This window comes from Polynucleobacter sp. JS-Safj-400b-B2, from assembly GCF_018881975.1.
Lineage (GTDB): Bacteria > Pseudomonadota > Gammaproteobacteria > Burkholderiales > Burkholderiaceae > Polynucleobacter.
Genome location: NZ_JACVPJ010000004.1, coordinates 155,460 through 168,037, shown reverse-complemented (window position 1 = coordinate 168,037; position 12,578 = coordinate 155,460). Strand labels below are relative to the sequence as shown.

Genomic DNA, 12,578 nt, shown 5'->3' with positions numbered 1-12,578 from the left:
ATTGATAGAGTTGCTCGGAACCAATCAGGCACTAACAATATCCAAGCACTCATGTCTAACGCACTGGAATAGCTTGAGCCAAGCCTGGGGTAAGCTGACATTTTTTATCACCACTTTTTATATGGGAAAACTGATCGTCAGAAAAAATTGCGCACTCCAAGTTATTCGGAGAACTTACGCCTTTGGGGCATAAAACCGTCTTTTTTTCCATAATAAAGGCCCTGTAAACACATAAATAATTACTTCCAAGCCGAGGTTTTGGTAAATTTAACTTCGCATCAGGGTTATATATTTCTTCGTATTGAGCTTTATTCATTTTTATAGCCATGGTTTCACCAGGGCCATCCGACAGCCCCGCAATTTGAATGGCTCTATTTTTGAAAAAGGTTGAGGCTATCAAAACAATAAACATCAAAAAAGTTAACGCCGTTACGAGCAGCGAGGAGCGCACCTTGGCATATTTTTTTGCCAGACTATCGGTTGGCTTACCGTCCCCAACAATGCTATAAGCAATCGCATTAAATACCGTGCACCACAAGAACATAAAAGCTATCTGACCATATTTATTCATATCCCTAGAATCAAACCCAAAAACAGGAATGACTTCCACGCCACCTAAGAGAGGGGTTGATGCAATAAAAACCTCTATCAGCGACCAGGGGAGCACGCTAATTAACATTGTCAAAATTAAGATGGCAATCGCAAATATAACGCCGAGAATGACTTCCCGTTTTAGCCCCTGTCTTAGCAAAAAATACAGGGCTGTAGCTATGCTGCAAAAAATCGACACACCTAGCAATAACAGCGGAGAACTGGATTTAGTCGAACAAAATTGGTAGATGCCCATACTCAAAAATTGAAATATCGCCACCGAAAACACAACGGACTTTTGCCCGAGCAAGGGGCTTGATTCAAGGGTTTCAAATGAATTCTTAATGCCGTATACAAATGCGGGACCAAGATACAGCATTAAGAAAAACCCGGTTCCCAGCAAACCCATTGAGAAAAGAATCGCAAAAACTGTGCCCGTCGAACCAAGAGCAATCGGAAAGAGGTGGCCAAATCCAATATCCCGCAAATAAGAGTGGGTAATCATGACACCTAAGGCGGATGAAATTGTAAAAGTTTTTATACCCGCCTCAAGAAGTGAGTTGTATTTATTCAAGCCAAACCAGTGATCGCCAGACTTATCATTGACTCGCTTGTTTCGAGGGTAAAAAACTTGAGGCATTCTCGCTCTTTTTATGTATTTATTATTTGAAAAAATGTTATTTTTTAGCAATCTTTGATTAGTCATAGTATTGAGCCTTACTTTAACCTTTTCATCATGAACTTAGCAGAAGAAGGCAGGGCAAGTGATGAAAAAAATTGGTTGGAGCAAGATTGAAGATATTGCCTGGATAATCTTTCAAATAATAATTTATGTACCAGCATTTATTGTGTTTTTATATTTTTTTGCCGATGCAGTGGTAAAACTTTCGATGCCATCATTCGCAAAATAGATCCCTTAAAGCGAAAACTATTAAACACATTAATCAAGGCGGCTCTTTCACGACCCCACCCCATTTGCCTGTCACAACATAGTTTTCCAGATCGGGGGTGAAAGGCCTTCCTCCACACACTCATGAAGTGGCAACGATGTAGCGCTTATTTCCAAATTGGGCCAAGAGTCTGGCTGGCCAGATAACCTACTAGGCCGAGGAAGACATCCCCAGAGGTCGATATCTGGCGTAACAAATCCTGCCTCTAGAGCCAACTTTACCCAATATCCTTCATATTGCAATGCTTGACTTTGACTAACAACAATTTCGGTAAGAATAGTTGCAAAAACCTCAACCCCTTCGTGAGTAGCCCATTCAAAGAGAGCAAATGAAGATCGGCCCGATTGATGACGCCTTCTCAGATGCTCACGAAAACGCCTTTTGAGATTAACCGTTTGACCGATATAGCATGCCTTGCGCAAACCATCATTACTGTATGCCATCAGCGCATAAATCCAATACCTCCTAGCTTCACTAACATTGGGAATTAGCTCAAAACCAGAATTTGGTTGTGACGCTGAATTCTGTAGCCCCGCATCATCGGCAAATGCAAAGCGAACTCGAAACCGATGCCCATCAGAATCTCGCAGACCAAGATAATTGGAACCATTACGAGTAACCTCCAGCCCCTCAGAAGCCACCCTCTCAAGCAGCTGGCGCCTCGAAAGAATCTGACCGGTATCTATGGCGGACTGTAGTGAGATTTTTTTACTTTTAATAACTGTTACCCATTCAGTAGGTCGACTAATTGAATGCGCATTCATTTGGTTTGGTAGATTAAGCTCTGTTTATTGCTCTTTCACTTTTTCAACGACTTGTACCGCAAGCGACCTACCACCCCCATGAACATTCGCGATCTATAAGTTAATTCATAATTTGTGAGTATTTGATTGCGCGAAATATCCCCCGCCATGTAGCCTCTTGGAAACCCTACTGGAGATATCAATGAGATTACAGGCTGCCACGTTGCCAGATAATAAAATATGTCGACATATCCAAGAAATCATAAATGCATGCGATGGCTTAGTTGTAATTTCTAGCGATAATCTTGATGCATCCAAAGACTTCTTGGACAACATTACACCTTCATTAATTCAGCAGTTTGAGAGGGATCAATTTTTTGTGGCGAACGATGATCCGCGCTATTTTTCGTCACCCTACTTTGCGGTGCTGAACCTTCTCAGATTTGGTCCAGACATCTTGATATTCAGGGATGAAGTATTGGACGACAAATTACTAAAAATTCTTTGTAAGATGGCTTTTTCCATGAAAATTATTATGATCACCAATTCCATCGCCAGTCGAACATCGCTGCAAAACCTGCTGGATTCCAACGTAAAGCGCCCGATTGAGCTTGTCTTAAGTAATGAGGTGGAGTTGATTCACGACGGCAGCCCAATCAAAATCCAAGAATACAAAGGAGTGTTCAGGCCTAGGCCTTCAAACTTTTAACCGCCCTTTCCCACTCGTGTTTAGAAATTTCAATTGGGCTTGAAAGCATTGCGGTATTGACATCAACAATACAAATGGAATTTTCTTTAACACCACCCTCTAGTTCATTTTCATAGCTTATTGCTTTGATGCCATAATCCATTAAAAGCTTAGCCACTTCAATATTGCCAATTAATTTCCATTCTAGCTTGGATGACTTCATCTTCTTAATCTTGTCATATAAAGCGTCAAAATACCCACTTAAATCCGGGCGTACATTTTTCTCAATAAGGTGTCGTAAAAGACCCATGGGGGTTGGGCTGTACCAATCCGTGGCTTGCAAAATCTCTGAAGGTTGTAATTGAATGGAAACCTCATGCAATATTGGGTCGATTTTTTCGTAGCGCAAATGCTTTCGCGCAAGAGCATGCAATGCTGCCGCACGACTTCCAACATGACTCAATGGTCTTAGTTGCTGAATATTTGCTGTAAAGGTTCCATGAAACCATGGCTGGAGTAATGTCATATATTTGACCATGTAAGTTAAGTTATTAAATCCCTGTTCATTGATTATTCCTTATGACAAGCTAACAAAACTTCAAATATGGGTTTAGATAATCAAGTAATTTATGACAAACTTACCCTCCCAACTCCCAATCTCTCATTTTATAGATTGCAGCTAGTCAGGCTATATAATGTATGTTATAATGTATATTAAGATACATATTAGGAGCTCACATGGAACATCTGCTTACCCGCAATACCGCCTCCCTTACCGAATTCCGAGAGCCTGGAAAGGTGCTCGCAAAAGCTGGTAACGAGCCTGTCGCCATCCTGAACCGCAATGAAGCAGTTGCCTACCTTGTTCCTGTTGGTGCCGTTGCTGATATTACGACCACCCCACTCGGCAAAGAAAAGCTACGCAATTACATTAAAAATGACCTGCCCAAGATTTCTCACGTTCTTGAGTATCTTAAGGACAAGTAATGCAATTTTTTACTCTTAATGAATCCGATGTCATTGAGATGCATGATGCAATCATTGGATCTCATGAGCTACAAGGCCTGGCAGCAGATAAATCCCTAGCCGGGGTACTCGCTCGCCTGCAAAACAGACTTGATTACGGGTTCATTACCGACGTCTTTCAGTATGCAGCTTGTGCTGGAGTATTTATCGCCAAAGGTCACTGCTTTAATGATGCAAACAAAAGAACTGCCGCTGCTGCGGTTCATTTGATTTTATGTGTGCATGAGTTATCGCCTCAGTTTGAAAATACTGATTTGGGTAAATGGATCGTGCAAACTGTTGAAGGCAGTCTTTCTGATGAGGCCCTAGCTGATCTATTAAGACAATCCTGTAGCTGAGCCCATCAAAAGACATACAAAAACTTTAAGCCTTGAAAAATGTTCAGAGATCAAAATGAGCGCCCCAATTAAAGACATTCGCAATTCGAGCGATCCTGATATCGTAGGGTCCTACAATGCTATGCAGCGCGCTGGGCAAGCAGCCATTGATTTAGCCATTCAAACCAATACTGCCATAGTGAGCGTGATTGATGGCAAGATTGTTCGCACTCCTGCCGCCGAGCTTATTAGGCAGCGTCAACAAGTTAATACTAAAATTACCCCCGAACCAAACTCACCGCACTCATAACAAATCCAATTAAACCTAGTCCAAGTCCAATATATCCCAATCTCATCGGAACGCTATAAGCCAGATTGGGATGAAACCAGTGCGCCTTCAAAGCCTCTAAACGATTTGCTTTGGTGATGAACAAGATGCATGGGTAAAGCCCATCTACAGGCTTTTCTTTGCTCCAAGAATTCAACGCCCTAAAACCTTCGTAGTCGAGTTCCAAAGCATCAACTGGTATATCGATAGCACCGGCACCTTTGGCCATTCGATAAATCGCCTTACCCTTTGCGTTGCAGATCTTTACCCAACAGCCCGTTCCGCCCAATCTGGGGATATGCTCATTGCGAAGGCGCACTACGGAAAACGCTTGCTCATCTAGTTCGCGTGAATAGGTTTTTTGCTGTTTGATGGATATTTTCATGTTTATCAAGATCTACTGGTTAATGACAGGCAAATGGACGCCAAAGAAAGGGGTGCTGAAGAAAACGGTGGCATCTCGCGCTAACTTAAATTTAATAATCCCTCACATCAATAAATCGAATGCTATATCAAAATTCCCACAATTCTTTCTTGCATCCGAAGCAAACATTGCGATGATATTCGGATGCATAAATTTCAATCCCCAAAACGTCAATGGGAAATTGAATGGACTATTAATGCCGTCAGGCAACCGGGTACATTGCATAAATTATTCCCCCAATATAAATTCACAAGGAGATTGATAGTGATTAATCGATTTTCAAACAAGTTAAATTATTTTATATACGCAATTGGCGCTTTTGTTCTTTCATTCTCCATAGCCATTTGCCTTCTTCTGATATGTCTTCATTTTTGGCCGTAGCATAAATGCAGATGCCAAGAAATAGCAGGCAATAGCTACCCCAAGGTAATATGAAAAACTGAAATCCACAGCCCGCCAGAAGTCTTTGAGTGTTAACGCAAAGGGAGCCGCCTGCGATAAGTAGATAATAAATGCTACTCCCCCAATCGACATTACGATATTGATTAACTCGCTCTCAATATAATACAAATTATTGAGGTGAGCATCTGATGGGGAAATTCGTGCTAGAAATATAAAAATTAGATATACAGCTAGGCCGGACAAACCCAAGGAAAGAGGTAGGTAAAGCTCTTGAATTGAAATAATTTCAAATTTAGCCAAAGGATGCCCTGCAAAGTAGCGATACACATATTGGAGCGCATACAAGGCAAACCAAAACAAGAGGTTTGCTGAGGCGCACTGAAGGGGTTGATTCAGTCTTTTCAAATATACCCAGAGATCGCCCAAGAAAGTTAGCAATACATCGAATATTGATTTTTTTTGCACTCTAGAGGCCATGAAAAAACAAACATAGCTTATCCAAACACTCAAAGCTATTGAAGCCGCAAGTACAAATATGGAGATAGTAATTGTTATGAAGTCGCTAGCATCAACATTACATATTTTTTGAATTGTAAATGCGTATAAAACTATGGCTGGTATCCATGCAATTCTCCCGTCGTAGCCAGCATCATTTAAGCGCATCACCTGACTAGTCGAAAAAATTAATGAAAAAACAAATGTCAAAAAATATTTCAGAATCACATCCATGGTCAATGGAATATTTGTCGAATCAGGCAGTATTCTAATGATTGCATATTCGTTAAATTGATCAAAGGAATATATCAACGACAAAACGAATGCAATTAAAAAGTAAGCAATAGTGGTTGAGGCAATATATAAAAGAATATTTTTGTAAAATTGAATTCTTGTAAGTTTCTTTGATGGATGAAGAAGCCCTTTAAGCCAGCTCATTGATGTCCTTTTTTAAGTTGATATGAAATAACTGCCTAATGAAATCGTCAATCGTGCGGTTTAATGACCAAACGTGGGATTACCCTTGAATGTGCAACCTCACGGCCGCACATTCAGATCATTCAAATTACGTTAAACGATCCCACCGTCCTAGGTTGGCGATATATTCCGCAACCTCATGCTCAACCCATCGAACCATCTTCGAATCACCGCTTAATTTAACCGCTGCCGGGAATTGAGGATCTCGAGCAAATTTCATGTAGAAATAGGTCTTTGAAATACCAAGCATCTCTATAACGGATTTAAGGCGTATCAGCCTTACCCCTTGGGCTGAATCACTTTGACTAAGAGTATTTTGCATACTTAACCACCCTCCAAATTATCAATTAAAGGAAAGTCCATCATAGTTAATGAACTAACACCCGATCAAGTGGGGTTAGTTCTTACATTAAAAAACCAAAACATTTAGGAAAATCATTGGGGTCAGAAAAATATCAACATCCTAATCAGCTCAGAAACTTAATATATGACCCCAATCAACCGAGGCATATAAACTAAAGATTCGATGACTGAGCCTGAATACATAGATGTAAGTGAAATTGCAGATATTCTTGGCCTATCAAGGGCTTATGTTGTAAACGTCCTCACAAAGCGAATGGACTTCCCAAGCCAAGGATCTACATATCCCAAAAGACAAAACGTTGGCTCCGATTAGATTTTGAAGATTGGCTAAATTCAAGTAGATCAACCCCTCGCCTGAGACGAATTAGATCCAATACATAAGATCTATATGCGGCGTGGATTGCCAAGCCCCCCCCAACTACACCATATAAATATTGGGTAGCGGCCTATTTAAGCCATCAATGCTGATATTTTTTACCTGTGAGTTATAAGCCCAACGACTGAACTGTTCCAGTAGCTTTTGATTTTCATCTTTTACTCCCGTATTTTCGACAGGGGCGCATCAAGCAGATCCTCGGATACTCCTTTTATATAGGCGTTATAAACCCATCGGTTATATCTTTCCTGCCATTCCTGAATCTCAGATTTTAGCCTGACATTCTCAGCCTTCAAAAGTTGGTTTCTTTCGCTTTCAATGACTTCCTCAAAGCTATATAGCTTTTTATTCCCAGCCACCTTGAGCGGCAACCTAGCTTTTGCAATTTCATAGGCAGCCCTAATTCGCCTGTGGGCGTACAAAGCCTGGCGCGTATACCTTTGAAGGGTTCGCTTCTCGATTGCAGAAATTAATAAATCCCAAGTTAATTTTCCAGCCCACCCATCGAGAATTGTCAAAATCTTTTCACCGATCACATCGTCAATATTCTTTGATCGATGGCTAATTTTTATTGTCATTACCACCCCCATTGATCAATTTTTTCCTTTCTGCTTCGATAGCTCTTTTGGATTTTGCCAATTGAATAACGGTGCCCTCTGGAACTAAAGAATTGCTCAATATTTCATCTAACTGCAATAATCGCTCATGATTACCCCGGTGGTGCTCCAGCCACCTCCCCGCTCCATAAGCCCCTTCAGACGCTGCTAAGTCAGCATCCTTAAGAAGTCTTAAAGACTCGTCTAGGGCTGCCTTAATATTTCTTTCTGCAACCCTGTCCCCCTTAACGCAGACCATTTCCTGGCAGTTGATACAGTCCCTATGGATTTCACACGGCGCCATCGTGTAATCATGAATACAAAAGCCTAGATCGGTGACGTGGGCGGTCGGTATAACCAAGCGAGCAAATTCATCACGCGGAATTAAAGATTTTCCTTGAAGATGGGCCAACGGCCCATGAGCTTTAACCTGATCCCCTATTGCACCTCTGATTATTTGCACCATTTCTTTGGATGACACATGATCGTAAGCTGCGTTTTGCCTCACATCTTTACGACCCGACCACTTGGCAATATCTAACTGACTCATTCCACCGGCCTGGGCCAATGTATTTAAATAATGGCGAAATTGATGGGTTGAAACCCTTATGGGCGAGCCATCTAATTCGTAAAAATTATTTGATGTAAATATTGAGTCAAAATTGAACTCCACCCTAGAGCCAAGTGATTCATTAATCATGTTTGAATTTAGCGGATGGATTAAACACTTATATGCGCCTTTCGCAGCGTCCAACTCATTTTTTCTCACCAAAAACAAACTATTGCTGTATTTAAATCTTTTTTCTTTATCTAGATATGGAAATCCAATTGGTAATTTTTTTAACACGGCCTCTTCAATCTTAACGAACTCATATTCACCATGACTGGCTCGGCGAAATTTACCGTCATATTTGATCGCCGGGGGATCAATTTCCAAAAAATTGCTTATGCCGCTTGAATTAAAGCTAACCCCCAAAATTGTCGCAACCTCAGAATTTTTTAAGGTTTGCCTACCTCTAAAGCGCTCGCAATCGTTGCCTAAAAAAATCATGCCTGGATTTTGCTCATACCAAATTGCGACCTCTCTTGCTGAGTCTGTAATTTTTCTAATTCTTTTAATCGCCTCCTGCACTACCTCCACCATCGTTGGTACGACCCATTTAATTTGTGGCGCAGCCCCTTTAGCGGGCCACCATCTAAGCCCATAGTGAATTGAACCATCGGGGTTTTTCTGGATTACCTCACAATCTACCGGCAGCTCCAGTAACTCAGATATCCGCTCTGGTGCGGCACATAAAATTGCAACGACCGAGGAGATCAATGCATCCCTTGGAGATGTAGCCATTCGGAAGATTTTTGGGATGGCATCCAAGGCTGCCTGACTCGGCATCTTAGCAAGCCTTCGATCGTCCGCCTCCTTACCGACTCTTTGCGTATCAGATGGTCTTTTGATTGGATTGACCCATTTAAAGGGATTTGCCAACAACCTTTTTTTAACAAGAAATTTATGGAGACACTCAAGCTGCGCACCCATTCTATATGCGGCAGACTCTGAATAATTTTGCACCACCCACTGCGCCGCCCTGTTAAATTTATCAGGATTAAGCAATGCAATAGGCTGACCATTTAACGCATAACCCAGCGCCTTAAAGGGCACCACTCGGGCTCCATTTGACATAATTGGCCTAAATGCATACATATAGCGCACATATGCCTTTGCCAGCAATAATACATTTTCATCCAATGGGATTAATGTACTCCGCGATCCACTTTCGTAAAATCCAAAAGCGATAGTTTTAGTTAGATTTCTTTTGCCTTTTAAATGAATGTAATCCGTAACATCCCACTCATTAGAGTCAAAATTAAGCGTGGATCCAAATACCGTTAAATCCTCTTTGCATAACCGGATAAATTCATTGAGATTTTCTTCCGCCGTTTTGGACGATTTTGGTACAAATTGAATAACATTAGCCATTTTCATGCGCCAGCTGTTTTTTGCACATAGTCACAACTTGGGCGACAGCAAGAATGGTTTGATCATTAATTGCAGCAATCCTAGCATCGGAACTTCCAAGCAAACGCTCTCGTTCAGAAATTAAATACTCCAACACTTTTTCATGTGGGGCATCAACCCAGGGCTGGAAATTTTGGCAGGTGTAGCAAGCGATTGGTGCAAATGAGCCACAAAACCCAAATAAACCGCAGCTACCCACAGGCCTGAAATCACCAACTTGCTGAGGGCTGCAAATACGACTTGATTTATCATCACCCCGCACAGCATCCGACCCCGAGCTTATTAAAATGCCTTTAAAAGCTTGCGCCATAGGTGCTAATTTCATTGCTACGGCATTATCAATTCGCTTAATAATTGCTGGGGTAGCCTCTATGTACACGCCAACATTTTGAGTATCCTTATGCCCTAGAATCTCAGCAATTAAGAGCGGCGGAAGACCCTCTTCCGCCGCTCTTGTTCCTAATGTTCTGCGAAAACGCGTTGCATTAACAAACAACTCTTTACCAGTACGCTCAGAAATAATCCGCAATGAATTGATTACTCTCTTTATCGTTCTGCCAATTTTCTGAGGGCTGGCGTGATATTTAAACCCTTTTGAGTTTTTCTTAGTGCTTAAATCTGGAAATAGGGGCGCCTCATTGATATCCTCGATTTTCTCCCCAAGCAATTCTTTAACTGAAAAAATATGGCCCATTAACCCTGAAATCTTTCTCTCGAGAAATAACTCCCTTCGGAGCACCCTTTTCTTTGCTTCAGGCACCCTGGCAATTAATATCTCCGACCCATCTTGTTCGTTTGAGGCCAAAATATCAATGATCTTCATATCAGCATATTGGGTTGGACGCATGCCAATAGAAATAAATAACCAAGCCAGACAATAGTCAGAACACGTTATCCCTCCACTTTTATACCTATCGGATAAAGAGTGATGTATGGCCTGAATCTCCAACTCAGTAAATGGCCCCCTCTCGGGGTCCATTGTTAATATCGCCTCCCCTTTTACATTTCCCTTAATTCGCAACTCGCTTAGTAGGTTTACGACATTCTCATCTATACCGGGAAGCATCATAGCGTGCCATCTTTTAAGAAATCCAGAAATTGAACCCAACTTCCACTGATTCCTCTCGCCTAGGCTTGCCCTGTAATTCAAAATATCTTCTGAACTTACCCCATCAATTAATCTGTCAAGGTATCTAGCAAAGGATAAGAATCGCTGGTACAAATTTCTAGTGTGCACCAAGGATTCATTCTCCAAATACCATATCAATGTCGATTTAAAACCATAAAGCACCGATGCTGATAAGTTGAAATTTTCAAATTTCAAAATTACTTTTGTAGACCCCTCGGCGATATGCCATGTATTCAGCGATGGCTCGACCAAATATCCGACTTTTGTTGCTATTTGTGCTGGTAAATCATAAATACTACTTTCATTTTTTATTAAAAACTTAGGCATTTTTTCCCCTCAAAATCTTCTCCTGCTGCTTTTTCAAGACATCTATGGCCCTCTCCCGAATATGCCTTTTCGTATAGCAGCTTGGCATTGATGATGTTGGCGACCAGCCCATAAGCTCTGCCCTTAATTTTTCCTCCATTTCAGGCGAAATTTTTTGCCTGTCCATCGCCTCCGAAAAAGCATCATTCCATGTGTGCCTTAGAATATGGGGATGAATATTCTTTTGGAGATCTGGAGCCGCCGCCCTAATCTTGTCAAAAATTACATTCAGCGATTTCAACGAAAGTGGTTGCCCTCCTCTATCGGAAACAAATAAGTACCCATGCTTTTTTGCGTAAACTCCATTTCCTCGAAATCTAAATATATAGAGTCTTAATTTTTCACACAAATTTGGTGAAATTGGGATTTCACGGCCACGAGTTTTCACTAACGGCTGAAATTTTCGGCTATCTCCGGGATCATTTGGCCGCCTAATAATCTTTAGCGTTTGCGCTCGAAAATTTATGTCTTCAATCTTTATGTTTAGCAACTCCCCTCTGCGAACCCCTGTCTCAATAAAGCTTTGAATGATTAGCTGATTTCTAAATCGTACCGCCTCAGACTTGAAGGGATTTTCCGAGGACTCATGGTCCACGACTGCAGCCAAACGCTTCAACCGCTCTGGCGCCAACCCCTCTCTCTCGCTTAATGGGGTAGATTTCTTTGGGGCTCTTGCTTTTAGAAACTGCTCAGCAATTTTTAATTCCCCCTCCAATGAAGCTCTGGATGGGTTGTCATTGGATAACTTGAGGATGGTTTCCTGGCACCTAAAAACCAAATATTCGCGCACATAAATCAATCTGGCAGAAAACAAGCCTGAACCAATGGTTGTTGCGGTTGCAATCTTGGACTTGCTTATATTTAGATCAATTACCTTGTTTTGACCCAAAGGCGATTTATTGGATACTCTTAAGGCCTGAACCAAGCCTTCCAGTTCGCCCAAAGAGAGCAATCTTCCCGTGCGCAATCGAGATTCTAATTCCACTCCAGCGCCATCCAAAAACTCATAAAGCGCCTTAACTGCCCTTAAGACCGACTCAATAGTATTAACTGATTTATTCCTACCCCTGTAGGTTGACAGAGACCAAACAGTTGGCCAATACATTGGACTGCCATCCGGAGCAAATAGGTTTACAAACCTCTCTCCGCTTTTAAATGTCACAGCCCTGATGGAATATTTCATCTTTATTTACATATATGTTTATTAGACCTCATTGTCATATTTTCAAAATTGATAAAAATTGTAAATAAAGGAAAACCCCCAATAAGTACAATGACGTATTGGGGGTTTTT

The 12,578-nt window shown here is 41.4% G+C and carries 15 protein-coding genes; 5 read left to right on the top strand and 10 right to left on the bottom strand.

Annotated elements, in window-relative coordinates; all coding sequences use genetic code 11:
* Nucleotides 1-55: 55 nt before the first annotated feature.
* Together ICN48_RS06435 and ICN48_RS06430 are read right to left on the bottom strand one after the other, a co-directional pair.
* The gene (locus ICN48_RS06435; RefSeq protein ID WP_216152874.1) at nt 56-1,297 is read right to left on the bottom strand and encodes a hypothetical protein; all 1,242 of its coding nucleotides are present in this window, start codon (nt 1,295-1,297) and stop codon (nt 56-58) included.
* Between the two features lie 276 nt (nt 1,298-1,573).
* Nucleotides 1,574-2,305 (bottom strand): GIY-YIG nuclease family protein, encoded by a 732-nt coding sequence (locus tag ICN48_RS06430; protein WP_216152873.1) that lies wholly within the window; start codon nt 2,303-2,305, stop codon nt 1,574-1,576.
* 181 nt (nt 2,306-2,486) lie between these two features.
* On the opposite strand from ICN48_RS06430, the gene ICN48_RS06425 reads away from it, so the two are divergent.
* Entirely contained in the window at nt 2,487-2,993 is a 507-nt protein-coding gene (locus tag ICN48_RS06425) for a hypothetical protein (protein ID WP_216152872.1), read from the top strand.
* Here ICN48_RS06425 and ICN48_RS06420 read toward each other — a convergent pair.
* Entirely contained in the window at nt 2,974-3,498 is a 525-nt protein-coding gene (locus ICN48_RS06420) for a hypothetical protein (protein WP_216152871.1), read from the bottom strand. The genes ICN48_RS06425 and ICN48_RS06420 overlap by 20 nt on opposite strands.
* Before the next feature lie 212 nt (nt 3,499-3,710).
* Between ICN48_RS06420 and ICN48_RS06415 the strand changes: the two genes are divergently transcribed.
* The 3 genes from ICN48_RS06415 to ICN48_RS06405 are packed head-to-tail and all read left to right on the top strand — an operon-like array spanning nt 3,711 to nt 4,625.
* Complete coding sequence (locus tag ICN48_RS06415) at nt 3,711-3,959, top strand: type II toxin-antitoxin system Phd/YefM family antitoxin (RefSeq protein WP_216152870.1); 249 nt, start codon at nt 3,711-3,713, stop codon at nt 3,957-3,959.
* Nucleotides 3,959-4,336, top strand: coding sequence for a type II toxin-antitoxin system death-on-curing family toxin (locus ICN48_RS06410; protein WP_216152869.1), 378 nt, complete (start codon nt 3,959-3,961; stop codon nt 4,334-4,336). Before ICN48_RS06415 ends, ICN48_RS06410 begins: the two co-directional genes overlap by 1 nt.
* 55 nt (nt 4,337-4,391) lie before the next feature.
* Nucleotides 4,392-4,625, top strand: coding sequence for a hypothetical protein (locus tag ICN48_RS06405; protein WP_216152868.1), 234 nt, complete (start codon nt 4,392-4,394; stop codon nt 4,623-4,625).
* On the opposite strand, the gene ICN48_RS06400 is transcribed toward ICN48_RS06405, so the two are convergent.
* From ICN48_RS06400 to ICN48_RS06390, 3 genes are all read right to left on the bottom strand, one after another.
* A complete protein-coding gene (locus ICN48_RS06400) occupies nt 4,594-5,028 on the bottom strand; it encodes a hypothetical protein (protein ID WP_216152867.1) in 435 nt (144 codons plus the stop codon). The two genes, ICN48_RS06405 and ICN48_RS06400, sit on opposite strands and share 32 nt — an antisense overlap.
* Nucleotides 5,029-5,394: 366 nt before the next feature.
* Entirely contained in the window at nt 5,395-6,402 is a 1,008-nt protein-coding gene (locus ICN48_RS06395) for a hypothetical protein (protein ID WP_216152866.1), read from the bottom strand.
* Between the two features lie 127 nt (nt 6,403-6,529).
* Nucleotides 6,530-6,763, bottom strand: coding sequence for an AlpA family transcriptional regulator (locus tag ICN48_RS06390; protein WP_216152865.1), 234 nt, complete (start codon nt 6,761-6,763; stop codon nt 6,530-6,532).
* A 204-nt stretch (nt 6,764-6,967) separates the two neighbouring features.
* Here ICN48_RS06390 and ICN48_RS06385 point away from each other — a divergent pair, with 204 nt between their 5' ends.
* Entirely contained in the window at nt 6,968-7,117 is a 150-nt protein-coding gene (locus ICN48_RS06385) for a hypothetical protein (RefSeq protein WP_216152864.1), read from the top strand.
* A gap of 221 nt (nt 7,118-7,338) precedes the next feature.
* On the opposite strand, the gene ICN48_RS06380 is transcribed toward ICN48_RS06385, so the two are convergent.
* The 4 genes from ICN48_RS06380 to ICN48_RS06365 are packed head-to-tail and all read right to left on the bottom strand — an operon-like array spanning nt 7,339 to nt 12,174.
* Nucleotides 7,339-7,758 (bottom strand): hypothetical protein, encoded by a 420-nt coding sequence (locus tag ICN48_RS06380; RefSeq protein WP_216152863.1) that lies wholly within the window; start codon nt 7,756-7,758, stop codon nt 7,339-7,341.
* Nucleotides 7,742-9,757: an integrase gene (locus ICN48_RS06375; RefSeq protein ID WP_216152862.1), complete on the bottom strand. Its 2,016-nt coding sequence runs from the start codon at nt 9,755-9,757 to the stop codon at nt 7,742-7,744. Before ICN48_RS06375 ends, ICN48_RS06380 begins: the two co-directional genes overlap by 17 nt.
* The gene (locus tag ICN48_RS06370) at nt 9,744-11,246 is read right to left on the bottom strand and encodes a site-specific integrase (protein ID WP_304609753.1); all 1,503 of its coding nucleotides are present in this window, start codon (nt 11,244-11,246) and stop codon (nt 9,744-9,746) included. The genes ICN48_RS06375 and ICN48_RS06370 overlap by 14 nt, the downstream gene beginning before the upstream one ends.
* Complete coding sequence (locus ICN48_RS06365) at nt 11,239-12,174, bottom strand: site-specific integrase (RefSeq protein ID WP_216152860.1); 936 nt, start codon at nt 12,172-12,174, stop codon at nt 11,239-11,241. Before ICN48_RS06365 ends, ICN48_RS06370 begins: the two co-directional genes overlap by 8 nt.
* Nucleotides 12,175-12,578 lie beyond the last annotated feature (404 nt).